This is a genomic window from Streptomyces sp. NPDC005811, assembly GCF_040630405.1.
In the GTDB taxonomy this organism is placed as follows: Bacteria; Actinomycetota; Actinomycetes; order Streptomycetales; family Streptomycetaceae; genus Streptomyces.
In genome coordinates this window covers 79,704-103,145 of record NZ_JBEXXK010000040.1, presented here as the reverse complement: position 1 = coordinate 103,145, position 23,442 = coordinate 79,704, and the positions used below count along the sequence as shown (strand labels likewise).

The 23,442-nt window shown below is 70.4% G+C and carries 18 protein-coding genes; 6 read left to right on the top strand and 12 right to left on the bottom strand.

Going from position 1 to position 23,442, the window contains the following annotated elements; genetic code table 11:
- Positions 1–44: 44 nt before the first annotated feature.
- The 4 genes from trxA to ABZ490_RS34970 all read right to left on the bottom strand — a co-directional run bounded on the left by trxA (position 45) and on the right by ABZ490_RS34970 (position 3,225).
- On the bottom strand, positions 45–359 hold the full coding sequence (gene trxA, locus ABZ490_RS34985; RefSeq protein WP_358999482.1) for a thioredoxin: 315 nt from the start codon (positions 357–359) through the stop codon (positions 45–47).
- A gap of 3 nt (positions 360–362) precedes the next feature.
- Positions 363–785, bottom strand: coding sequence for a MerR family transcriptional regulator (locus ABZ490_RS34980; RefSeq protein ID WP_358999453.1), 423 nt, complete (start codon positions 783–785; stop codon positions 363–365).
- 29 nt (positions 786–814) lie between these two features.
- On the bottom strand, positions 815–1,597 hold the full coding sequence (locus ABZ490_RS34975; protein WP_358999450.1) for a DUF2127 domain-containing protein: 783 nt from the start codon (positions 1,595–1,597) through the stop codon (positions 815–817).
- A gap of 233 nt (positions 1,598–1,830) precedes the next feature.
- A complete protein-coding gene (locus ABZ490_RS34970; protein WP_358999447.1) occupies positions 1,831–3,225 on the bottom strand; it encodes a cation:dicarboxylase symporter family transporter in 1,395 nt (464 codons plus the stop codon).
- A gap of 152 nt (positions 3,226–3,377) precedes the next feature.
- Between ABZ490_RS34970 and ABZ490_RS34965 the strand changes: the two genes are divergently transcribed.
- Both ABZ490_RS34965 and ABZ490_RS34960 read left to right on the top strand, forming a co-directional pair.
- Positions 3,378–5,003 (top strand): sensor histidine kinase, encoded by a 1,626-nt coding sequence (locus tag ABZ490_RS34965; RefSeq protein ID WP_358999443.1) that lies wholly within the window; start codon positions 3,378–3,380, stop codon positions 5,001–5,003.
- On the top strand, positions 5,000–5,725 hold the full coding sequence (locus ABZ490_RS34960; protein WP_358999440.1) for a response regulator: 726 nt from the start codon (positions 5,000–5,002) through the stop codon (positions 5,723–5,725). The genes ABZ490_RS34965 and ABZ490_RS34960 overlap by 4 nt, the downstream gene beginning before the upstream one ends.
- A 54-nt stretch (positions 5,726–5,779) precedes the next feature.
- On the opposite strand, the gene ABZ490_RS34955 is transcribed toward ABZ490_RS34960, so the two are convergent.
- Entirely contained in the window at positions 5,780–6,805 is a 1,026-nt protein-coding gene (locus tag ABZ490_RS34955; protein WP_358999437.1) for an ATP-dependent 6-phosphofructokinase, read from the bottom strand.
- Positions 6,806–7,024: 219 nt separating this feature from the next.
- Here ABZ490_RS34955 and pta point away from each other — a divergent pair, with 219 nt between their 5' ends.
- The 3 genes from pta (at position 7,025) to pyk (ending at position 11,867) form a co-directional block, all read left to right on the top strand.
- Positions 7,025–9,139, top strand: coding sequence for a phosphate acetyltransferase (gene pta / locus ABZ490_RS34950; RefSeq protein ID WP_358999434.1), 2,115 nt, complete (start codon positions 7,025–7,027; stop codon positions 9,137–9,139).
- On the top strand, positions 9,136–10,347 hold the full coding sequence (locus ABZ490_RS34945; RefSeq protein ID WP_358999431.1) for an acetate kinase: 1,212 nt from the start codon (positions 9,136–9,138) through the stop codon (positions 10,345–10,347). Before pta ends, ABZ490_RS34945 begins: the two co-directional genes overlap by 4 nt.
- An 89-nt stretch (positions 10,348–10,436) precedes the next feature.
- Positions 10,437–11,867 carry a pyruvate kinase gene (pyk, locus tag ABZ490_RS34940; RefSeq protein WP_358999428.1) on the top strand — a complete coding sequence of 477 codons (1,431 nt, stop codon included), beginning with the start codon at positions 10,437–10,439 and terminating at the stop codon, positions 11,865–11,867.
- Positions 11,868–11,953: 86 nt separating this feature from the next.
- Here pyk and ABZ490_RS34935 read toward each other — a convergent pair whose 3' ends face one another.
- The 7 genes from ABZ490_RS34935 to ABZ490_RS34905 form a co-directional block, all read right to left on the bottom strand.
- The gene (locus ABZ490_RS34935) at positions 11,954–12,361 is read right to left on the bottom strand and encodes a hypothetical protein (RefSeq protein WP_358999425.1); all 408 of its coding nucleotides are present in this window, start codon (positions 12,359–12,361) and stop codon (positions 11,954–11,956) included.
- A 24-nt stretch (positions 12,362–12,385) separates the two neighbouring features.
- Positions 12,386–16,792 carry a polymorphic toxin type 27 domain-containing protein gene (locus tag ABZ490_RS34930; RefSeq protein ID WP_358999422.1) on the bottom strand — a complete coding sequence of 1,469 codons (4,407 nt, stop codon included), beginning with the start codon at positions 16,790–16,792 and terminating at the stop codon, positions 12,386–12,388.
- 143 nt (positions 16,793–16,935) lie between these two features.
- Positions 16,936–17,919, bottom strand: a complete 984-nt coding sequence (locus ABZ490_RS34925) for a VCBS repeat-containing protein (RefSeq protein ID WP_358999419.1) — start codon at positions 17,917–17,919, stop codon at positions 16,936–16,938.
- Positions 17,920–18,184: 265 nt separating this feature from the next.
- Entirely contained in the window at positions 18,185–19,510 is a 1,326-nt protein-coding gene (locus ABZ490_RS34920) for a hypothetical protein (protein WP_358999416.1), read from the bottom strand.
- Entirely contained in the window at positions 19,500–20,081 is a 582-nt protein-coding gene (locus ABZ490_RS34915; RefSeq protein ID WP_358999414.1) for a DUF6114 domain-containing protein, read from the bottom strand. The genes ABZ490_RS34920 and ABZ490_RS34915 overlap by 11 nt, the downstream gene beginning before the upstream one ends.
- Before the next feature lie 139 nt (positions 20,082–20,220).
- Positions 20,221–20,865: a DUF6230 family protein gene (locus tag ABZ490_RS34910; protein WP_358999411.1), complete on the bottom strand. Its 645-nt coding sequence runs from the start codon at positions 20,863–20,865 to the stop codon at positions 20,221–20,223.
- Positions 20,866–21,516: 651 nt separating this feature from the next.
- Positions 21,517–22,497, bottom strand: a complete 981-nt coding sequence (locus ABZ490_RS34905; RefSeq protein ID WP_358999408.1) for a tetratricopeptide repeat protein — start codon at positions 22,495–22,497, stop codon at positions 21,517–21,519.
- A 260-nt stretch (positions 22,498–22,757) separates the two neighbouring features.
- Here ABZ490_RS34905 and ABZ490_RS34900 point away from each other — a divergent pair, with 260 nt between their 5' ends.
- Positions 22,758–23,381, top strand: a complete 624-nt coding sequence (locus tag ABZ490_RS34900; RefSeq protein ID WP_358999405.1) for a TetR/AcrR family transcriptional regulator — start codon at positions 22,758–22,760, stop codon at positions 23,379–23,381.
- Positions 23,382–23,442 lie beyond the last annotated feature (61 nt).

Below are 23,442 nucleotides of genomic sequence, written 5' to 3'. Positions count from 1 at the left end.
ATTGCCCGGGGGATTTCTTTGCGCTGCCGCAGGTCAGAGTGGGGTCAGAGCACGTCCGACAGCTCCTCCAGGAGCCGGCGCTTCGGCCGGGCGCCCACCATCGCCTTCACCGGCTCACCACCCCGGAACACCATGAACGTCGGCATCGACAGCACCTTGTAGGCGTTGGTCGTCTCCGGATTGTGGTCCACGTTCAGCTGCACCACCTTCAGCCGGTCCCCCTCCTCGGAGGCGAGCGCCTTCAGCACCGGCCCCATCTGCCGGCACGGCGGGCACCAGTCGGCGGTGAACTCCACCAGCACCGGCAGCTCGGACCCGATCACCTCGGTCTCGAAGTCCGCGTCCGTCACATCGGTCACCATCTACCGGCCTCCCAGTTCGCACCCGGGTTCCGGACCCCCCGGAACCTGCGCCTCGGCGGCCAGCGCGTCCCGCGCCCGCTCGGCCCGCACCAGCTGCCCCGCGACCTGCTCGCGCACCGTCCGCAGCTCACCGATCAGCGCGTCGAGCTCGTCCAGCTTGCGCCGGTAGACCGCGAGCGACGCCGGACACGCGTCGCCCTCGGGGTGACCGGCCCGCAGGCACTCCACGAACGGCCTGGTCTCCTCCAGCCCGAACCCGAAGTCCTGGAGCGTCCTGATCTGCCGCAGCAGCTTCAGGTCGTCCTCGTCGTAGGTCCGGTGGCCGTTCTCCCCGCGCCGCGCGGGCAGCAGCCCCCGCGACTCGTAGTACCGCAGCGTCCGCGTGGTGGTCCCGGCCCGTGCGGCCAGCTCGCCGATTCGCATGCCCCCGACCGTACGACTTGACGCCGACGTCAAGGCAAGAGCGGTTCGCCCACCGGCAGCCCCGCCGACTCCTCGACCTCCAGCAGGGACGCGCTGCGGCGTTCCGCCTCGAAGGCGCGGTGCCCGCCGCGCAGCCCGAAGAGCCTCTTGGTCAGCAGGATGTAGAGGACGGCGAGGACGTTGAGCACCAGCGTGCCGATCTTCAGCCAGCTGACGTGCTCGGTGAGCTCGTAGATCTCCAGGGGGAGGAAGGCGGCGGTGGCGACGACCGTCAGGTACTCCGCCCAGCGCTTGGCGTACCAGAGGCCGCCCGCCTCGACCAGCTCGATCAGGGCGTAGGCGAGGAGCAGCCCCGCCACCAGCATCAGGGTGGAGTGCCGGTAGCCGAAGGTCTTCTGGAGGGTGCCGACGACCGGCGAGTGGTCGAGGTCGTAGTGGAAGTGCCGGAAGACCGGGCGGAAGACGTCGAGGTACTCGTCGAAGAGGCGGTGGACCGCGTCGCGGGAGTTGCTGAACTTCCACACGGCCGCCGCGACCAGCACGATGAAGACCCCGCGCACGGCCCGCTCGATCGCGAGGAAGCGGAGCACGAACAGGTCCCGGAGGACCTTGCCGCGCGGGACGAGCGGGGCGCCGCCGGCGGGGCCCGAGCCGTGCGGCTCGCCGAGCACGAAGTCGCCGCAGCGCAGACAGCGCCAGACCTCGCCGAGCGCGGTCCGTGCCGTCAGCCGTACCCGCAGTGCCCGCTCGTCCGGCGCGTACGTCACATGCCCGCGCCGGGCGCAGGTCCGCCGGTCCCAGTCGATCTTCATCCCCCGTGCCTCCCGTCGCCCTGTCGGCGCGGCAGGCTAGTGGACCCGGGTAAGAGGTCGGTGAGGATCCGTAACGGCACACAAAGAAGCCGGGCGGCTGAGCTACGGGGGAGCGCTCAGCCGCCCGGGCCTGGTCCGGGTGTCCGGCCCCGGTTCAGGCGGGGCCGGACACCCGGGGTTCGGGGGGTCCTGCGAAGGGTCCTGCGGTACGGCGGGGTCCTGCGGTACGGCCGTCAGGCCTTGGCGAGTTCCTTCTCGCCGTCCTCGCGGGGCTCGGGAACCTCGCCGCCTGTGACGGTCTCGCCCTCGTCGAGCAGGGTCGTCTCGTCGAAGGGCAGCTCACCGGCGAGGACCTGCTGGACGCGGGCCTTGTCGATCTCCTTGGTCCAGGTGCCGACCAGGACGGTGGCGACCGCGTTGCCCGCGAAGTTCGTCAGGGCGCGGGCCTCGCTCATGAAGCGGTCGATGCCGACGATCAGGCCGACGCCGTCCACCAGGGCCGGCTTGTGGGACTGGAGCCCGCCGGCCAGCGTGGCCAGACCGGCGCCGCTGACGCCCGCCGCGCCCTTGGAGGCGAGGAGCAGGAAGAGCAGCAGCGGGATCTGCTCACCGATCGACATCGGCGTACCGAGGGCGTCGGCGATGTAGAGGGACGCCATGGTCATGTAGATCATGGTGCCGTCGAGGTTGAAGGAGTAGCCGGTCGGGACGGTGATGCCGACGACGGGCTTGCTGACACCGAGGTGCTCCATCTTCGCGATGAGGCGCGGCAGCGCGGACTCGGAGGAGGAGGTGGACAGGATCAGCAGGAACTCACGGGCGAGGTACTTGAAGAGGACCAGGATGTTCAGGCCCGCGACCGCCCGCAGCAGCACACCGAGGACGATGAAGACGAAGAGGAAGCAGGTGACGTAGAAGCCGAGCATCAGGACGGCGAGGCTCTTGAGCGCGTCCAGGCCGGCCGAACCGACGACCGCGGCGATGGCGCCGAAGGCACCGATCGGGGCGGCCCACATGACCATGGCGAGGATGCGGAAGACGAGCCGCTGGATGTGCTCGATGCCGCGCAGCACCGGCTGGCCGACGTTGCCCATGGCCTGGAGCGCGAAGCCGGCGAGCAGGGCGACCAGCAGGGTCTGCAGGACCTGGCCCTCGGTGAACGCGGACAGGAACGTGGTCGGGATGATCGACAGGACGAACTCGACCGGCGGCAGCGCCTCGTCCGAGACCTGGTCGTGGCCGGTGGCCTTGATGGCGTCGGTGAGGTGCAGCCCGTCGCCCGGGTGGAGGATGTTGCCGACGACGAGGCCGATGCTCAGCGCCACCAGGGACATCACCAGGAAGTAGCCGAGCGCGATACCGCCGACGGCGCCGACCTTGGCGGCCTTCCGTACGGAGCCGATGCCGAGCACGATCGTGCAGAAGATGATCGGGGAGATCATCATCTTGATCAGGCTCACGAACCCGGTGCCGAGCGGCTTGAGCTCGACGCCCAGGTCGGGCCAGATCAGACCCACGGCGATGCCGAGCGCCACGGCGGCGATGACGGCGATGTAGAGATAGTGGGTGCGGTCCCGCTTCCCAGCGGGTGCGGCAGGTGCCGTATTGGGGGTGGTGCTGGCGGCCACGGCTGCCCTCCTTGACGTCTTCGTCGGCATCACCGGCGTGCGGCTCACGTCCGGGGAGATAAGGGGAATGCAGTGACTATCGCCGGGCCTGTGAGGGCGGTCACCCTTACGTTCATTTAGTTCGCGCTTAACACGGGAGGCACACTGACGACATGCACCTCCCCGTCCGTGTGCCGAGACCCCGCAGCCTGGCCGGCCAGCTCTTCGCCATGCAGGCCGTGCTGATAGCGGTGCTCGTGGCCGGGTACGCGCTGTTCACGTACGTCAGCGACCGCACCCAGGCCGAGGAGGCCGCGGGCCGCCAGGCCACCGCGGTGGCCCGCTCGGTCGCCGACTCCCCCTCGGTGCGGACGGCCATCGGTACGGCGCACCCGACGGCCGAGCTCCAGCCGTACGCGATGCGCGTCATGAAGCACACCGAGGTCGACTTCGTGACGATCATGAATCCGGAGGGCATCCGCTGGACCCACCCGGAGGTGAAGGAGATCGGGCAGCACTTCCGCGGGAACACGGCGAAGGCCCTGGCCGGCGACACCTTCACCGAGACGTACACCGGCACGCTGGGCGCGTCCGTGCGGGCGGTCACCCCGATCGAGGACGGCGACCGGATCATCGGGCTGGTCAGCGCGGGGATCAAGGTGGAGGCGATCAGCAAGCGGGTCCAGGACCAGGTCACGGCCCTGTTCTCGGCGGCGGCGGGCGCGCTGCTGCTGGGCGCGGTGGGGACGTACGTCATCAACGCCTCGCTGCGCCGGCACACCCACGGGATGAACGCCGGCGAGCTGAGCCGGATGCACGACTACCACCAGGCGGCGTTGCACGCGGTGCGCGAGGGGCTGCTGATGCTGGACGGGCAGTACCGGGTGGCGCTGATCAACGACGGCGGACGGGAACTGCTCGGGGTGCCGGGGGACGTCGTGGGCAGGTCGGTGGCGGACCTGGGGCTGCCGGCCCCGCTGACGGGCGCGCTGCTGGCCTCCGAGCCGCGGGTCGACGAGGTGCATCTGACGACGGCGGGGGTGCTGGTGCTCAATACGTCACCGGTGTCCGGCGGAGAACGCCGGGGTACGGTCGTGACGCTCCGGGATGTCACCGAACTCCAGTCCCTGATGGGCGAGTTGGACTCCGAGCGGGGTTTCACCCAGGCGCTGCGCTCGCAGGCGCACGAGGCGGCGAACCGGCTGCACACCGTGGTCTCGCTGATCGAGCTGGGCCGGGCGGACGAGGCGGTCGAGTTCGCCACGGCGGAGCTGGAGCTGGCCCAGGCGCTGACCGACCAGGTGGTGGCCGCGGTGAGCGAGCCCGTCCTCGCGGCGCTGCTGCTGGGCAAGACGGCCCAGGCGAACGAGCGGGGCGTGGAGCTGGTGGTGTCGCAGGACAGCGGGCTGGACGACGGTCTGCTGCCGCCGTCGCTGCCGGCCAGGGACCTGGTCACCATCCTCGGCAACCTGATCGACAACGCGGTGGACGCGGCGCAGGGCAGCGTACGGGCGCGGGTCACGGTGACCGCGTGCACCCGGGGGGACGAGTTGCTGCTGGGGGTGGCGGACACCGGCGCGGGGGTGGATCCTGCCCACGCCTCCCTGGTCTTCGAGCGGGGCTTCTCGACGAAGCCCTCGGGTCCCGGGGGGCGTGGTCTCGGTCTCGCCCTGGTCCGGCAGGCCGTGCACCGGCACGAGGGGACGCTGTCGGTGACGGAGGCGGACGGCGGCGGGGCCGCGTTCATGGTGCGGCTGCCGTTGCGGCGGGCGACGGCGGTACCAGGAGGCAAAGGATGACGGAAGTGCCGGAGACACCGGAAGTACCGGGTGGGCCCATCAGAGTGCTGGTCGTCGAGGACGATCCGGTGGCCGCGGACGCGCATGTCATGTACGTCGGGCGGGTGCCGGGGTTCGTCGCGGTCGGGAAGGCGCACACGGGCGCGGAGGCCCGGCGCCTGCTTGACCGCACCCCGGTGGACCTGCTCCTCCTCGACCTCCATCTGCCGGACGCGCACGGCCTCCAACTGGCCCGCTCCCTGCGGGCGGCGGGCTATCACGCGGACGTCATCGCGGTGACCTCGGCCCGCGATCTGACGGTGGTCCGCGAGGGCGTCTCCCTGGGTGTCGTCCAGTACGTCCTGAAGCCCTTCACCTTCGCGACGCTGCGCGACCGTCTGGTCCGCTACGCGGAGTTCCGCGGCGCGGCCGGCGAGGCGAGCGGCCAGGACGAGGTCGACCGCGCCCTCGCCGCCCTGCGCGCCCCGACCCCGGCGGCCCTGCCCAAAGGCCTGAGCGCCCCGACCCTGGAACGCGTCACCGAGGCCGTCCGCGAGGCCCCGGAGGGCCTGACGGCGGCGGGCGTGGCCGAGACGGTCGGCATCTCCCGGATCACCGCCCGGCGCTATCTGGAACACCTGGTGGAGGCGGGCCGCGCCGAACGCAAACCGCAGTACGGGCAGGTGGGCAGGCCCGAGTTGGTCTACCGGTGGGTGAAGGGGGCGGCGGGGAAGGGGCGATGACCGCTCCGGCCGTACGACGCCCCGCGGCACCCCGTCCCCGGCGGGGAAGCCGGCTTAGAAGACCGACTCCGCCTCGTCCATCCGGTCCTTCGGGACCGTCTTCAGTTCGGTGACCGCCTCGGCCAGCGGGACCATGACCACGTCGGTGCCGCGCAGGGCCGTCATCCTGCCGAACTCGCCGCGGTGGGCCGCCTCCACGGCGTGCCAGCCGAAGCGGGTGGCGAGGACGCGGTCGTAGGCCGTGGGGACGCCGCCGCGCTGGACATGGCCGAGGATGACCGGCCGGGCCTCCTTGCCGAGCCGCTTCTCCAGCTCGTACGCGAGGGCCGTGCCGATGCCCTGGAAGCGCTCGTGGCCGAACTTGTCGATGGCGCCCTTGCCGTAGTCCATGGTGCCCTCGGCGGGGTGGGCGCCTTCCGCCACGCACACCACGGCGAACTTCTTGCCGCGCGAGAAGCGCTCCTCGACCATCTTGACCAGGTCGGCGGGGTCGAAGGGGCGCTCGGGGAGGCAGATGCCGTGGGCGCCCGCCGCCATGCCCGACTCCAGGGCGATCCAGCCCGCGTGGCGGCCCATGACCTCGACGACCATCACGCGCTGGTGGGACTCCGCCGTGGTCTTCAGGCGGTCCATCGCCTCCGTGGCCACGCCGACCGCGGTGTCGAAGCCGAAGGTGCGGTCGGTGGAGGAGATGTCGTTGTCGATGGTCTTGGGAACGCCGACCACCGGGAGACCGGCGTCGCTGAGCATGCGGGCCGCCGTCAGCGTGCCCTCGCCGCCGATCGGGATCAGCGCGTCGATGCCGAAGTCGTGGATCATGTCCGAGGCGGACTCGCAGGCCTCGCGCAGCCGGTCGCGCTCCAGGCGCGAGGAGCCGAGGATCGTACCGCCGCGGGCCAGGATGCCGCTCACCGCGTTGAGGTCGAGACTGCGGTAACGGCCGTCCAGGAGACCGGCGTACCCGTCCTCGAAGCCGATGACCTCGTCGCCGTAGTTGTCGACCGCGCGGTGCACGACCGACCGGATCACTGCGTTCAGGCCGGGGCAGTCGCCGCCTGCGGTGAGAACTCCGATGCGCATCGTGCTGTGTCTCCTGCTCGGTGTTGATGCCGGTGAGCCAGGTCCGATTGTTCCACGCCGCCGAGGGCACTGTCTCTTGACGGGCGCCTTATCCACGCGCAGAGGTATTGTCAAGAGGGTTCTGCTCACCCAGGTGGGCGATTTTTATGATCCCGGCCCCCACAGCGCCCGGCCCCCCACACGGCCTCGACACATCACCAGACGAAACGGAGTGCTCGCGTGACCCGCAGCGTGTACGTGACCGGTATCGACCGCGGCGACGGCAGGCAGGTCGTCGAACTGGGGGTCATGGAGCTTCTGACCCGGCAGGTGGACCGGGTGGGCGTCTTCCGGCCGCTCGTCCACGACCGGCCGGACCGGCTGTTCGAGCTGCTGCGGGCCCGCTACCGGCTGACCCAGGACCCGGCGACGGTCTACGGCATGGACTACCACGAGGCGTCCACCCTCCAGGCCGAGCAGGGCGCGGACGAACTGGTCTCCACCCTCGTCGAGCGGTTCCACCGGGTCGCCCGCGCGTACGACGTCGTCCTCGTCCTGGGCACGGACTACGCCGACACCCAGTTCCCGGACGAGCTGGCCCTCAACGCGCGTCTCGCCAACGAGTTCGGCGCGTCCGTGATCCCCGTGGTCGGCGGCCGCAGGCAGACCGCGGAGTCCGTGCTCGCCGAGACCCGCAACGCCTACCGCGCCTATCTGGCGCTCGGCTGCGACATCCTCGCCATGGTCGCCAACCTGGTCGTCCGCGAGGACCGGGACGAGATGGCCGAGGCGCTGGCGAAGCGGCTGCCCGTCCCCTCCTACGTGCTGCCCGACGAGCCCGCCCTGTCCGCGCCGACCGTCGCCCAGGTCAGCCACGCGCTCGGCGCGAGGGTGGTGCTGGGCGACGACTCCGGGCTCGCCCGCGACGCCCTCGGGTTCGTCTTCGGCGGCGCGATGCTGCCGAACTTCCTCAACGCCCTCACCCCGGGCGCTCTGGTGGTCACCCCGGGCGACCGGGCCGACCTGGTCATCGGCTCGCTCGCCGCGCACAGCGCCGGCACCCCGCCGATCGCCGGGGTGCTGCTCACCCTCGACGAGGTCCCGAGCGACGCGATCCTCACCCTCGCCGCCCGGCTGGCCCCCGGCACCCCCGTCCTGGCGGTGCCCGGCAACAGCTTCCCCACCGCCGAGCAGCTGTTCTCCCTGGAGGGCAAGCTGAACGCGGCCACCCCGCGCAAGGCCGAGACCGCGCTCGGGCTGTTCGAGCGGCATGTCGACACCGCCGGTCTCCTCAAGCGCGTCTCCGCCCCCAGCACCGACCGTGTCACGCCGATGATGTTCGAGCACAAGCTGCTGGAGCAGGCCCGCGCCGACCGGCGGCGGGTGGTGCTGCCGGAGGGCACCGAGGAGCGGGTGCTGCACGCGGCCGAGGTGCTGCTGCGGCGCGGTGTCTGCGACCTCACGCTGCTCGGGCCGGAGGACCAGATCCGCAAGAAGGCCGCCGACCTCGGGATCGACCTGGGCGACTGCCAGGTGATCGACCCGGCGACCAGTGAGCTGCGGGACGCCTTCGCCGAGCGGTACGCGCACTTCCGCGCCCACAAGGGCGTCACCGTGGAGCTGGCGTACGACGTCGTCTCCGACGTGAACTACTTCGGCACGCTGATGGTGCAGGAGGGGCTCGCGGACGGCATGGTCTCCGGGTCCGTGCACTCCACGGCGGCGACGATCCGGCCCGCCTTCGAGATCATCAAGACGAAGCCGGACGCGGACATCGTCTCGTCCGTGTTCTTCATGTGCCTCGCCGACAAGGTCCTCGTCTACGGCGACTGCGCGGTCAACCCCGACCCGAACGCCGAGCAGCTCGCCGACATCGCCATCCAGTCGGCCGCCACCGCCGCCCAGTTCGGCGTGGAGCCGAGGATCGCGATGCTGTCGTACTCGACGGGCACGTCCGGGTCGGGCGCCGACGTCGACAAGGTGCGCGAGGCCACCGAGCTGGTGCGCTCCCGGCGGCCCGATCTGAAGATCGAGGGTCCGATCCAGTACGACGCCGCGGTCGAGCCCAGTGTGGCGGCGACCAAGCTGCCGGGCTCCGAGGTGGCGGGCCAGGCCAGTGTGCTGATCTTCCCGGACCTCAACACGGGCAACAACACCTACAAGGCCGTGCAGCGTTCGGCCGGCGCGATCGCCGTCGGGCCGGTGCTCCAGGGGCTGCGCAAGCCCGTCAACGACCTGTCCCGGGGCGCGCTCGTCCCCGACATCGTCACCACCGTCGCCATCACGGCGATCCAGGCCCAGAACCTCGACCAGACCGTCGCCCAGCCCCTCGACCAGAAGGCTCCCCAGCAGTGACCGCGACCCGCGTCCTCGTCCTCAACTCCGGCTCCTCGTCGGTGAAGTACCAGCTGCTCGACATGCGGGAGGGCGACCGGCTGGCGAGCGGGCTCGTCGAGCGCATCGGTGAGCGGACCTCGCGGCTGAAGCACACGCCGCTCGCGGCCGGCGGGGAGACCCGCGAGCGGACCGGGCCGATCGCCGACCACGGCGCCGCGCTGAAGGCCGTGGCGGAGGAACTGGCCCGGGACGGGCTCGGGCTGGACTCGCCCGAGCTGGCCGCCATCGGGCACCGGGTGGTGCACGGCGGGAAGCTGTTCACCGAGCCGACGGTCGTCGACGACACGGTCCTCGCCGAGATCGAGCGGCTGATCCCGGTCGCGCCGCTGCACAACCCAGCCAACCTCACCGGGATCCGCACCGCCCGGGCCCTGCGGCCCGATCTGCCCCAGGTCGCCGTGTTCGACACCGCGTTCCACACGACGATGCCGGAGGCCGCCGCGCGCTACGCGATCGACGTGGAGACCGCCGACGCGCACCGGGTACGGCGCTACGGCTTCCACGGGACCTCGCACGCGTACGTCTCCCGGGCGACGGCGGAGCTGCTCGGCAAGGCACCCGAAGAGGTGAACGTGATCGTGCTGCACCTCGGCAACGGGGCGTCCGCCTCCGCGGTCGAGCGGGGCCGTTGCGTGGACACCTCGATGGGCCTGACGCCGCTGGAGGGACTGGTGATGGGGACGCGCTCGGGGGACGTCGATCCGGCCGTCATCTTCCATTTGGCACGAGTTGGCGGAATGTCCATCGATGAAATCGACACTCTTCTCAACAAGAAGAGCGGGCTCGTCGGACTGTGCGGCGACAACGACATGCGGGAGATCCGGCGCCGGATCGACGAGGGCGACGTACGGGCGCGGCTCGCCTTCGACATCTACATTCACCGTCTGAAGAAGTACATCGGCGCCTATTACGCCGTCCTCGGGCGGGTGGACGCGGTCGCGTTCACCGCGGGGGTCGGCGAGAACGCGGCCGAGGTGCGCGCGGCGGCCGTCGCGGGCCTGGAGACCCTGGGCCTGGCGGTGGACGGCGGACTCAACGCCGTACGGGGCGACGAGCCCCGCCTGATCTCGCCCGCGGGCGCCCGGGTGGCGGTCGCCGTGGTGCCGACGGACGAGGAACTCGAGATCGCCACGCAGACGTACGCATTGGTCGGACAGACAAACTGAGCAGGAAAGCAACTGAGCAACAACCCGCCCATTTGTATCTTCCGCCAGACGGAATATTCCGTAGCGAAACAAACCGATAGGATCGCCCCATGCGCCGTTCGAAAATCGTCTGTACTCTCGGCCCCGCGGTCGACTCCCACGAGATGCTCGTCGCCCTGATCGATGCCGGCATGAACGTGGCCCGCTTCAACTTCAGCCACGGCACGCACGCCGAGCACCAGGGCCGTTACGACCGGGTCCGGGCCGCCTCCAAGGAGACCGGCCGGGCCATCGGTGTCCTCGCCGACCTCCAGGGCCCGAAGATCCGTCTGGAGACCTTCGCCGAGGGTCCGGTGGAGCTGGTGCGGGGTGACGAGTTCACCATCACCACCGAGGACGTCCCCGGTGACAAGACGATCTGCGGCACGACGTACAAGGGTCTGCCCGGTGACGTCGACCGCGGCGACCAGATCCTCATCAACGACGGCAACGTCGAGCTGAAGGTCCTGGACGTCGAGGGCCCGCGGGTGAAGACGATCGTCATCGAGGGCGGTGTCATCTCCGACCACAAGGGCATCAACCTGCCCGGCGCGGCGGTCAACGTGCCCGCGCTGTCCGAGAAGGACATCGAGGACCTCCGTTTCGCACTGCGCATGGGCTGCGACATGGTCGCGCTGTCCTTCGTCCGTGACGCCAAGGACGTGACCGACGTCCACCGCGTGATGGACGAGGAGGGCCGCCGGGTTCCCGTCATCGCCAAGGTGGAGAAGCCGCAGGCGGTCGAGAACATGGAGGACGTCGTGATGGCGTTCGACGCCGTGATGGTCGCCCGTGGCGACCTCGCCGTCGAATACCCGCTCGAGAAGGTCCCCATGGTGCAGAAGCGCCTCATCGAGCTGTGCCGGCGCAACGCCAAGCCGGTGATCGTGGCGACCCAGATGATGGAGTCGATGATCACCAACTCCCGTCCGACCCGCGCCGAGGCCTCCGACGTGGCCAACGCGATCCTGGACGGCGCGGACGCGGTCATGCTGTCGGCGGAGTCCTCGGTCGGCGCCTACCCGATCGAGACCGTGAAGACGATGTCGAAGATCGTCACCGCGGCCGAGCAGGAGCTGCTCTCCAAGGGCCTGCAGCCGCTCGTGCCGGGCAAGAAGCCGCGGACGCAGGGCGGTTCGATCGCGCGCGCCGCGTGCGAGATCGCCGACTTCCTCGGCGGCCGGGGCCTGGTGGCCTTCACCCAGTCCGGTGACACCGCCCGCCGGCTCTCCCGCTACCGCGCGCAGCAGCCGATCGTCGCCTTCACCACCGACGAGGGCACCCGCAACCAGCTGACGCTCAGCTGGGGCGTCGAGTCGCACGTGGTCCCCTTCGTCAACACCACCGACGAAATGGTCGACATGGTCGACCAGGAGATCGCGAAGATCAACCGCTTCAACCCGGGCGAGACCGTCATCATCACCGCCGGCTCGCCCCCCGGCGTCCCCGGCACCACCAACATGCTCCGCGTCCACCACCTGGGCGGCGGCGCGATCGACTGAACCACCCTCCCCCGCAAGGGGCTTGTACAGCGCTGAGGGCGCCCCCCTGTGGCAGGGGGGCGCCCTCAGCGTGTGTCAGACCGGCCTCAGCCGACGGTGCCCGATTCCACCGGGACGTCCGGGGGCCAGGACTGGGAGAAGTCGAACAACGACGGGTCCTCGAACCTGCAGGCCGCTTCCCGCCATGCAGGATCGCCGGAGAGGACGAAGCTGCCACCGTCCGGGTCGATCATCCAGGTCGAGACCGCATCGTCCGCTGCGAGATCATGGCATTCCCGCAGCTTGGCGAACTCCGTCTCCGAGGCCCGGCGTACGCGTAGCCCGTTCCGATAGATGGGCTTGAGGAGCATCAGCTCCACATGCCCGAAGTACACCTCGACGCGAGTGTCCGTCCCGTCGATCAGCGTGGCGTCGCTCCGCAGGATGAGCTGACGGTGCGACGGAGCGAAGCTCACCACCCGGAACAGCCGCCCCTCACGCACGAACTCCGACATTGCTTGTGCTCTCCTCATCTCGACTCAGTCCGCCCAGTCGGGCTTGGTCGGAAAGACGCGGCTCGGCGCCTTGGCACCCGGCTCGGTCATGTACCACTCAACGTCCTTCCAGAATCGCGCGCCCCGGATCATCTTGAGTCGCAGTGTGGCAACCTCCCACGCGGTGCCGTTGCCGGACTTGGCCGCCTCCTGCCAGGCGCCGCCGACCAATGGTCGCCCACGCTCCAAGAGAAGAGCCAGGGCTTCGTCGGCATTCTTGGCGCTCGGCACACCGTCCAGCAACACGGAGAGCCGCACGTTGGGAAGCTCGATCGCCCTCTCGACGGCATACATCCACGTGGGACGTCCGGCACCGCCCTCGAACGGGTCTCCGAACGGCTTCCTCGCGTTGAATGTCCGGGCACTGATCTGCCCGGCCAGGTCGTCCGCGTACGGGTTGATGCCGAGGAGGATGTGGTCCCCTTCCTTGACCAGGTCCTCAAGCATCTTCTGGGTGCAGTCGTTGTGGACGAGAACCGGCGTCGGCCCCGCATACACGTAGTACGTGTGGGTCTTCTCGACCTCGAAGTTGAAGACCTTGACAGACCCCTTGACGACCGACGTGCCGAGAACCCGCTCGGTGCCGCCGTCCTGGGTCTGGAAGGTGTCTCCGGCACTGAGGTCGCGTGCCTCGACCCAGCCCCGTTCCACCACCCAGAAGCGGTGCGTGTCCGTTGCCTCGACCGAACCGTCGGCAGTCCTGACCCGGATCAGCTCGTCGACCGCGCGGTGGAAGAGCTTGAGGACCGGTTGCAGTGACTTCCTGCCCGTCGCCTGGTCCAGGGACCAGACTTTGTCACCGACCTCGATGTCCTCGATGGGTTTCGAGCCGTCGGCGGTCGCGACCTTCGTGCCGGCCGGGAAGCACTTCGCCATCAGGGCCTTGGCGCCCAGTTGCTCCAGCCGGGCCGCGGCCGACGCAGCCAGTCCAGAACCGCGCAGTGACCAGAGTGCCGTCGTGATGCGGCTGCCGTCGCGTATCGCGGTACGGACCGCGAACGCCGCCTCGGCGGCCTTCATCAGCAGGCTCGGCAGCACGATGCTGCCCACCAGCCACAGGCAGCTGCTCACCTTGCCCTTCCAGCAGCCGACGATGTCGGCGACCGCGCCGGTGGCAATGGCCTTGAGGACGGACGCCGTGAGCTGGAGCCCGTCGACATGGACGTTCTCCTCCTTGAACTTGACGTCCAGAGGTGAACTGGTGAGGTAGTCGCGCTGGAGAGCCGAGCCGCAGTGGGCGCGGTCCACACCGGGCAGCGGGCAGGACTCGATGTAGAAGTCCATCTCGCCGTAGATGTGGAATTCGAGGTCGATCTCGCAGCCGATGTCCTTGCCACTGTGGCTGCCCACACAGTCGCTGAGCGGGTTGATATCGACCTTGGAGTCACCGCTGGGCTTCATCACGACGCCCTCGACGCCGGTGCCGCCGCCGTCGGCGGTGCGCTCCTGCTCCTTGCGGTCCTCGAAGTCGACCTGCTGGGTACGGATGGCGGCCTCGGCGGCCTCCACGGCGAGGTTGCGCGCGTTCGCCGCCGCGGCCTCGGCGACGGTCGCGTCCTGCTCCGCCTTGTCGGCGACGGACCGCGCGGTGGAGGCGTCGGTCTCGGCCGCGTCGGCCGCGCTGCGGGCGCTCGCCGCGTCCCGCTCGGCGTCGTCGGCGGAGGCGTCCGCGTCGGTGGCGTAGCCGTCGGCGGCGGTGGCCGCGGTCTGCGCGGCGGCGGCATCGTCGATGGCCTGCTTGTTGTACTCGACGGTGTTGGCCTCGGACTTCTTCGCCGCCTTGGCCGACGCTGCCGCCGCGTCGGAGGAGGACTGGGCCGCCGCCGCGGACGCGGTGGCCTGGGCGGCCCACTCGGCCGCGTTCGCCGCCGCCTCGGCCGCCGCCTTGGCGTCGGCGTCCGCCTGGGCTGCCAGTGCCTTGGCCTCGGCGGCTGCCTTCTTCGCCTGCGCCGCCTTGGCGTTGGCGACGGCGACCTGCTGCTGGGCGGCGGTCTTCGCGGCTTGCCCGGTCAGCACCGCGAGGCCTGCCGAGGAGTCGGTCTCGGCGTACGGGGAACCCAGTTCGATGGCGTCGTTGGCCGGCTTGACCACCTGCGCGGCCGAGTCCCGGGCCGCCGCGGCGGCCTGTGCGGTGGCGTAGGCGTGACCGGCGGTCCGGATCGCGTCGGCACCCGCGAGGACCGCCTCGGAGCGGGCGACCACGGCATCGCCGCGTGCCTTGTCGGCGGCCTTGCGCGCTGTCTCCGCCTCGGCCTTGGCCGCGATGGCATTCCACTTGGCGGCCTGGGACGCGGCGATCGCGTCGGCAGCGGCCGAGTGCGCCTTCTTCACCGCGGCGTCGGTGATGGCGACATCACGCTTGGCGCCGTCAGCGGCGGCCTGCGCACGCTGGGCCGCGCCCTGTGCCCTGGTTGCCGCCTCACGGGCATGGGTGGCCGCCTCGGTGGCCTCGTTCGCCGCCTGACGGGCCTCCGTGGCCGCGGTGGTGGCGTCGTCAGCCGCCGCCCGGGCCTTGGTTGCGGCCTGCCGGGCCTCGATGGCGTCGGCGGTGCCGTCCACGGCGGCGAGCAGCGCCTCAGCGGCCTCGGCCTTGGCTACCAGAGTGTCGCGGCGGTCCTCGGCGGCGAGGGCGCCGTTGCGGGCGGTCCTCGCACGGTTCTCGGCGGCGACGGCGGCGTCCTTCTTGTCGGACGCCGTGGCGCCCGCGGCCTGCGCGTCGGACAGCTTGCCGGCGGCGACCTGTCGCTGCGACTGGGCGCGGCCCTCGGCGTCTTGCGCCTTCTGCCTCTCGGCTGCGGCAAGGTCGGCCTGCGACTTGGCGTAGTCCCGCTCAGCCTCGGCCTTCTGCCGCTTGGCCTTGGCATCGGCCGCCGCGTTCTTGGCGGTCTGCTCGGCCGCCTTCGCCCTGTTCTCCGCGGCCTTGGCCTCGGCGGCGTGCTTGGCCGCTTCCTCGGCCTGGGCGGCGGCGCCCTCGGCAGCGGCCTTGGCCTGGGCCTCGGCCTCCTGGGCGGCGATGCGCCGGAACTCGGCCTTCGCGGCGTGCGCCTGCGTGTTGGCGAGTGAGTCGAGCGTCTTGCTGTCGGCGGCGGAGGCGCGGGTCGCGTTGAACGCGGTCTCCACGGCCTTCGCCGCGGCCTGTGCGGCCGCCGCGGATGCCTTGGTGACCTGCGCGGCCTGCTGGCCGTACAGCAGACCCCGGCCCCGCGGCAGCCCGGCCGCGTCGGCGATGCCGTACGCCTGCGTCTGCGCCTGGGTGACCACGTCGGCCTCGGCCTTCGCGGAGAGCGCGGCCCGGGAGGCGACGTATAGCCGTCCGCCGGCCCGGCCCTGGGCGTCCGCGATCCACTTCTTGACCTTGGTGAACTCCGCCGTGGTCGGGTAGTCGTTCGGGTGGTCGGCGGCCTTCTGCCCGGTCCAGTAGGCCTGCCAGTCCGTGAGCCGGCTCGCGATCAGCGATTCGGCGAGCGCCTCGCCGAGCGCCTGCGAGGCCGTCGCCAGGTCGGCGTTGGCCTGCTTCTCTGCTCCGATGATGGTGTCCCGCTGCGCCTTCTGCCCGCCGAGCTCCGCCTCCCACTCGGTGTGCGCCGTGGCGATCTCGGCGCCGAGCACCTCGTGCGGGTCCTTCGGGTCGGTGTACGCGCAGGACGCGAAGCGGGCCTTGAGGTTCTCGACGTCGATGCGGAACTCCATCGAGTCCGCGTCGGGCACGTCGGTCGGGAAACCGCCGTACTGGAGGAAGAGCCGGGCGTCGTCGGCGTACATGGGGTGCATGACCTGCAGCGACTGCCACGCCTGTTCGTCCCGGTAGTCCACCTTCGGGTCGGAGGCGTAACGGACCTTGTAGACGGCCGTGGCCGCGTCGACGGACGCCTGGTTGGCCAGGGGGTGCGAGTCGGTGTAGAAGTCGTGCTCGGCGCTCCAGAACTGGGCGGCGACCCATTTGCTGAGGCCGACCTTCCGGAAGGGATTGTCCGCATCCTCCACCCACTGGAACCCGGTGTACGTGTAGGGCGGGGGCGGGGACTCGACGTTGAGGGACGTCTGCCACACGTACCGGCGGTCCCACAGCTCGTCCATCTTGGCGTCGAAGGTGGCCTTGTCCGCCTTGAACGCCTTGCTGAGCGCGGTGGTGCCGTCCCAGTACTCCGGGTCGGCGGCCGTGTGGAGCTGGTCCTCGGTGCCGACGAGGCCGGCTCGGGCGACCTCCTTCATCGCAGGGCCGCCCTTGCGCAGGACCCCATCGAGGAGGCACTGCTCCTCGCGGACGCGTTCGGCGGCCTTGAGGTCGAAGGCAGTGGGGGCCGGGTCGGCCGCGGCCGCAATGCGCGGCGACTGGACCGTGAGGTCGGGGAGTTGACCACCCGTCACCGCGATTGCGGCGGCAGTGACCATGGCAGTGAGGGGCAGGAACCGAGACCATCCGTCTCGGGGCCCTAAGAGGGTCCGGCGTCTACGCGCGCCAGGACGTGCCTTCGTACGCATGGAAATGTGTCAACCGTTTCTGTCGGGCAAGGAAAGTCGGGTGTGCGGACCGCTCAGAACAGGAGGTTGTACTGGGTCCAGCCGCTGGTGCCGATCTGCACACGGGCGCCGAACGGGGCACTGGCGGTGCCGGTCCCCTTGTAGAGCCAGAGGGCGCCCGCCGCGTCGACGGCCATCAGGTCGGCCTTGCCGTCGCCGGTGTTGTCGCCGGTCGAGACCACCGCGGTGTAGTCCTTCCAGCCCGTGGTGGCCGCGGTGACGGTCGCACCGAGGACCGCGTCGGCGGTGGCCTTGCCGGTGCCGGGGTAGATCAGCAGGTTGCCGGCGCTGTTGCGGGTGACGAGGTCGGCGATGCCGTCGCCGGTGTAGTCGCCACGTCCCGCGATGACGCTCATGCCGTTCCAGCCGGTCGAGTCCTTCATCCGGATCCTGGTGGCGAGAGTGCCGTCGGCCTTGCCCTGGTAGAGCCAGAGCTGACCGTCGGTGCCGCGGGCGACCAGGTCGGGCTGGGCGCTGCCGGCCATGTTCCCGACGGACACGATGAGGTTGTACTGGTCCCAGCCGGTGCCCAGCACCTTGGTCTCGTTACCGCGTTCGGCGGTGTAGTACAGGGTGCCGCCGATTCGGAAGTAGAGGTCGTTGCCCCGGCCGCCGTCGGAGATGTCGGCCTGCGCGAGCGCGGTGGCCACGGAGTAGCCGGTGCCGAGGTCCGCGCGGGCCTTCCAGCCGCCGGTACCCGTGGCCTCGTAGTCCCAGAGGCGGCCGTCCTTGCCGCGGGTGAGGAGCGGGAAGAGGCCGGTTCCGTCGGCGGCGGCCTGTTGGAGGAGCGGGGCGCTGTCGGTGACGACAGCGCTGTCTGCGGCGGCCGTTCGGCGAGAACGCGGCTCGGGCGGCGCACTGTGCGCGGTGGTGAGCGCCACCACGGCGGTCACGGCACCCGCGAGAGCGAGAGCAGCCGCCCGGCGCAGCGGACGGCTGAGGGAGATCGGTGTCAAGGCGAGGAGTCCCCGTTCGGTGAGACCGGCGAGGGCCTGCACGCGTCATCATGACGCCATGAGCACAGGTCAGGTGTTCCCGGTGCGGCCCCCACGCCGAGGCTGGTCATGCCCACGGCAATATTCATCCCATGACGGGCGTGTGAAACGTGTGAAGGTTTTTGCGTCCAGTGAAGCAGCTGCGCGATCGACTGAACCACGGCTCTCCGCAAGGGACTTGTACAGCACTGAGGGCGCCCCCTGTGACAGGGGGCGCCCTCAGCTGTGAGCGGCTCCCGGAATGGTCTGTGGCCTGTGGCCCGACGGCTCAGGTGGTGTACTGGTGCAGGCCGGGCACGGTCAGCGTGCCGCCGAACTGGCCTGCCTGCTGGACCTTCACGTTGGTGAAGTAGATCAGCGGGATGTTCAGCGGCGGCGGGTTCTCCGGGGTGAACGTGACCGGTATCAGGCCGAACAGGTTCCCCGAGATGCTCTCGGTGTACATGACCGTGTCGCCGCCCTTGATCGTGGACGTGGTGCCCTTGCCCGCCTGGACGTGGTAGGTCTTGCCCGCCTGCTTGTCGATCACCGTCTGGTGCAGGTCACCGATGTCGGTGCCGCCGGAGATGACGTACTTCAGGACTTCCTTGGTCTTGCCGCCGGCCGTCTTCACCTTGACTATGCCCTGGTAGTCGGCGCTCTTGAGCAGCAGCGAGCTGGCGTTCAGGTACCAGGGGTCGTCGGGCAGGGGAAGCTTGTTGTCGACCCCGCTCACGTCGTCCGTGGCGACCGGGCAGTCGTCGACGTCCGTGGTGGCGCTCGCGGAGGGGCTCGGCGAGGCGCTGGCCGAGGCGTCGGCGGACGCGGCGGCCTCCGTCGCGGTGTCGGACGCGTCGGCGGCGGCGTCGGCCGCCTCGCTCGCGGCGTCCTTCACCGTGCCGGTGGTCTTCTCGGTCGTCTCCTTGGTGGCGCCGGAGGAGTCCGAGGACGTGTCCGTGCCGTCGGCCGCGGCGCTCTCCGAGGCGGACGCGGAGGGCGAGGGGCTCGCCGTCGCGGTCGCGTCGTCGGTGCTGTCGCCGTCGAAGACGTCCTTGATGGCGTCGCCGATGGTCTCCAGGACGCTCTTGCTCGTCTCCGTGGCCGACGGGCTCGCCGTCGCGGTGTCGTCGGAGGACGACGTGTCCGAGGACGTGGCGGCCTGGGAGGACGCCGACGGCGAGGGCTCGGCCGTGTCGTCGGAACCTGAATCCGACGAGGAGGAGCCGTCCGAGGCGCTGTCGTCGTCCTTGGAGGTCGTGTCCTTGGAGGTGGTGTCCTTCGTGTCGCTCGTGGAGTCGTCCTTGGTGTCGGACGACGTCTCGGAGGCCGAGGGCGACGCGGAGGCGGAGGCCTCGGCCGTCATGGCGTCGACGCAGGCCTCGTACTCCTCGGCCGTGAGGCTCTTCGAGGTCGGCTGGTCGTCCGCGCGCGCGAGCGTCGGGGTGAACCCCATGCCCATGAGAACGGCCGTCGGCATCGCCGCCAGGGCGATCGCCTTGCCCGCGGGCAGGTGGATCCTGGCGAGCAGCGGCTTCCTGGGTGCCGCGTGGCGTGGCCCGGTTCTCACACGGGACGCGTCCGCGTCCGCCCCGTGCGTCACCTCGTCAGCCGACACTGTGCCTCCCGTTCGCCCCGTTCGCCGGGCTCGTTTCTGACATGTCGTTCGGCTCTTCCGGCCCGCCGTCGGCGTCGGGGCGGGCGGGCGCGTCGTCGGCCTTGGTGAGATCCGTGACGGCGCTCTCGGGCGCGCCGCCCAGGCTGCCCGGCGTCTGCTCCGCCTGCGGCTCGGGCGGGGTCCCCGGCACCCACGCGATGGCCATCGCGCCGCCGATCATCCCGAACAGGAAGCCGACGACGAAGCCACCGAAGTTGGAGACCGGGAGGGAGACCAGGGCCAGCAGGATCGCCGCCACGCCCGCGAAGGTGCGGATGTGCTTCTGGAACCAGAGGCTGATGCCGAGGACCACGAGCAGGACTCCGATGATCAGGGAGCCCGCACCGGCGGTGGTGGACATGCGGATCGTCAGCTGCCCGATCGTGAGGTGCGCGTACGGGAAGTACATGATCGGGACGCCACCGATGATGATGAACAGACCAGCCCAGAACGGCCTCGTGCCCCGCCAGGCGCGGAACTGCAGCCTCCGGCGAGTGAACTGACCCGCTACGGCAGAAGTCTCGGCGCTCATGGAAAACAGCTCCCTGGTACGGCGTTGCTGTGGTGAGAGGGTGTCGCGACGTCAAATCTCGGGAAGAGAGCGCGAGGTCTCGGCCCAAGTGGTGACGGGCGGGGGCACCTCACAGGCTCCCCCGCCCGTCACCGAGTGCTTAGTAGCACTCCTTGGAGCCCGAGTAGAGCTTCATGCTCAGACCGGGCAGCGTGAAGGTGCCGGCGGTGGTGGCCCACGCCGTCTGCTTCACTCCGTACAGGTCAGCGGACTTCGCCTGCTGGCCGAATCCGTAGGGGTTGGCCTGCTCGCCGCCGCCCTTCATGGGCGGGTTCTTCAGGGAACCACCGGAGACGCCGATGTCCATCCCGGTGAACACGGCCTTGTCGGCGGCGAGGTCCTCGACGTCGATGTACAGGTTCGAGGCCGTGACCTGCTTGTCCTCGTCCTTGCTGTTACCCGCGGTGAGCTGCAGGGTGACAGAGCCGAGGATCGGGATGTTCGGCGTGACGACGGACTGACACATGTTCTGGATACGAGCCGACGAGAACGCGGAGACCGCGACCGGGTGGATCGTGTCCTTGCCGTCGAGCGTCTTGCCGGCGTCGATCGCGCCGTACTGCGAGAAGCCGTCACCGTGCAGGTAGTCCGCACTGACCTTGAACGACTGGCCCGAAACGCTGAACGACGCGGCCAGCGCACCCTGTGCCAGGGCGACGCCTATCGCTGCCGTGGCGGCGACGCTGGGCACCATGACCAGCGCGAACCGCTTCCATCTGGTCCCGCCACGCACCTGGGACTCCATATTTCCTCCTTCTCGGACGTACATCTCCTGGCCCCGACTCGCCCCACTTATGCGGCGGCTCAGCCGGACAGGGATGGGAGAAGTGCTACGTCCTCGGGAAGGGGAGCGCCCGTCTCGGAGGCGCGAACCGCGCACCGATCACCGGCGATCACCCCCGAGCGACAACCACTGGTCGCGCCTGACACGCATCACGCACAACCTTGCTGGACAGGCTTCACCGAGCGGCGAAGACCCCCCTGCCCAAGAGCCCGCGGCGTGTGCCGCCGGCTCTGCTCGGTGGGGACCCAGGAAAACCCGTTGTACCCAACCGGCTGTCGGGGTACGGGAATGGACCGAGCGTGGCCGATCGTGGTCCATTCTCGCCGCCCGCACAAGGGGGTTCGTTACTCGCTAGTAACGGCCGGATAACCGAACAACGACCCAGAGGTCTCGGGCGGCGACTCAGGGTGTCAAGAGGGCCCGGAACAAAGTCGTTGATGGACGGACAGAACCCGACAGAACAACGCCCGGGTCTTACTTCCAGTAACAGCGGCCGCGATTACCAAGATTTGGTAAAGCGCGGCCGCTGGGGAACCATCTCGGCTGAATTTTCACTCGGGAACCACAGGCCCCGACGTTTAGCGACTGGTCAGCCCCCGGCCCGGGCCCGGATCAGAACAGGGCACGCGCCAGCGCCCGCCGTGCCGCCGCCACCCGTGGGTCGTCGGGCCCGACGACCTCGAACAGCTCGAGCAGCCGCAGCCGTACGGCGTCCCGGTCGTCGCCGGCCGTGCGCCGCACGGTCTCGATGAGCCGCCCGAACGCGTCCTCGACATGACCGCCCACCAGATCCAGGTCGGCGGCGGCGATCTGCGCCTGGGCGTCCGCCGGCTGCTCGGCCGCGTCCTTGCGCACCTGCTGCGGGTCCATCCCGCCGACCCGGTGCAGCAACTCGGCCTGCGCCAGACCGAGTTTCGCCTCCGTGTTCGCCGGGTCATCCGCGAGCACGTTCTTGTACGCCTGGACCGCGCCGCCGAAGTCACCCGCGTCCAGCGCCTGTACGGCGGCTTCGAGGAGCGCGTCGTACGGACCGGCCGGCACCTCGGCGGCCGACACGCCGCCCGCGCCCTGGGGCTCGGCGTCGGGGTCGACGACCAGACCCGTGAGCCCGAACCGCTCCTCGGCGACCTGCACCAGCTGGTCCAGCGTCTGACGGATCTGGGCCTCGCCCGCCGCCCCCTGGAAGAGCGGCAGCGCCTGGCCCGCCACGACGGCGAACACCGCGGGGATCCCCTGCACCCCGAACTGCTGCATCAGCATCTGGTTGGCGTCGACGTCGATCTTGGCGAGCAGGAAGCGGCCGTCGTACTCGACGGCGAGCCGCTCGAGGACCGGGCTCAGCTGCTTGCAGGGCTGGCACCACTCGGCCCAGAAATCGATGACGACCGGCACCTCGGCGGAGCGTTGCAGGACCTCGCGCTCGAAGCCCGCCTCGTCGACGTCGATGACGAGATCGGCCGGGGAGACGGCCCCCGCGCCGCCCTGCCGTGCCGTTTCGGCGCGCGTCTGCTCCGCCTTCGCCTTGGCCTCCTGGGCCGCCTTCACCGCGGCGAGGTCGACGACTCCGCTCATGGACATGTTCCGTGGCTGCATGCGTCCATCCTCCCCCGTCCGCGCGCGTAGGCGAAAAGCGTTCCGAAAGCGTTCCTGCCCAGGCGCCGGGGTCCCCACCCCACGCCCGCGTCCCCGGCTCGTGATACGTCCGTCACGAGGGGCGTGGAGCGGCGTCGCACGCTTTCGCTACGAGTCGTATCGTAATGGCACCGCGTGCCTGTGCACCATGGGTTCCCGGTGATCTCTCTCACGGCGCCGGGGGGACTGGCAGGTCCGAAACCGGCGGTTATGGTCGGGCCATGCAGAGCCGCACCCCCGTAGGCCGCGCCGGCCGCCCGCGCAGCGCCGCCGCGGACACCGCGATCCTGGCCGCGACCCGGGAGGCGCTGGTCGAGCTGGGCTGGTCGAAGCTCACCCTGGGGGACGTGGCGACGCGCGCAGGGGTGGCGAAGACGACCCTCTACCGCCGCTGGGCCGGCAAGAACGAACTCGTCGTCGACGCGGTGGCCGAGCTCTTCGCGGAACTGGAACTCCCCGACCGGGGCAGTCTGGCCGCCGACATCGAGGGTGTGGTCCTGCAGTTCGCGGCGATCCTGGCACTGCCGGAGGCGCGCAGCGGGCTGATGGCGGTGGTCGCGGAGTCCACCCGTGACGAGGCCCTGCGCGCCCGCATCCGCTCCTCCATCGTGGAACCGCAGAAGCACCTGGTCCTGGAGGGCCGCAGCCGGGCCCGGCTGCGCGGCGAACTCCCCCCGGAGTCCTGCCCCGAGGAGGCCGCCCGCACGGCCGACCTCATCTTCGACATCGTCGCCGGCGCGGTGGTCCACCGCACCCTGGTCAGCGCGGAACCGGCGGACGAGGAGTGGGTGGGCGGATTCACGAACGTCCTGCTGCGGGGCCTGGCAGGCACACCCGGCGCATAGGGCCTGCCGTCCGGATCAACGGCAGCACGAAACCGCCGTACGCACGCGTGCGTACGGCGGT

Bases quoted from the DNA above. Each gene is read 5' to 3' on its own strand.
- ABZ490_RS34980 (WP_358999453.1), bottom strand. From the start codon at position 785: ATGCGAATCGGCGAGCTGGCCGCACGGGCCGGGACCACCACGCGGACG.
- ABZ490_RS34975 (WP_358999450.1), bottom strand. From the start codon at position 1,597: ATGAAGATCGACTGGGACCGGCGGACCTGCGCCCGGCGCGGGCATGTG.
- ABZ490_RS34965 (WP_358999443.1), top strand. From the start codon at position 3,378: ATGCACCTCCCCGTCCGTGTGCCGAGACCCCGCAGCCTGGCCGGCCAG.
- ABZ490_RS34960 (WP_358999440.1), top strand. From the start codon at position 5,000: ATGACGGAAGTGCCGGAGACACCGGAAGTACCGGGTGGGCCCATCAGA.
- ABZ490_RS34955 (WP_358999437.1), bottom strand. From the start codon at position 6,805: ATGCGCATCGGAGTTCTCACCGCAGGCGGCGACTGCCCCGGCCTGAAC.
- pyk (WP_358999428.1), top strand. From the start codon at position 10,437: ATGCGCCGTTCGAAAATCGTCTGTACTCTCGGCCCCGCGGTCGACTCC.
- ABZ490_RS34935 (WP_358999425.1), bottom strand. From the start codon at position 12,361: ATGTCGGAGTTCGTGCGTGAGGGGCGGCTGTTCCGGGTGGTGAGCTTC.
- ABZ490_RS34930 (WP_358999422.1), bottom strand. From the start codon at position 16,792: ATGGTCACTGCCGCCGCAATCGCGGTGACGGGTGGTCAACTCCCCGAC.
- ABZ490_RS34915 (WP_358999414.1), bottom strand. From the start codon at position 20,081: ATGAGCGCCGAGACTTCTGCCGTAGCGGGTCAGTTCACTCGCCGGAGG.
- ABZ490_RS34910 (WP_358999411.1), bottom strand. From the start codon at position 20,865: ATGGAGTCCCAGGTGCGTGGCGGGACCAGATGGAAGCGGTTCGCGCTG.
- ABZ490_RS34905 (WP_358999408.1), bottom strand. From the start codon at position 22,497: ATGCAGCCACGGAACATGTCCATGAGCGGAGTCGTCGACCTCGCCGCG.
- ABZ490_RS34900 (WP_358999405.1), top strand. From the start codon at position 22,758: ATGCAGAGCCGCACCCCCGTAGGCCGCGCCGGCCGCCCGCGCAGCGCC.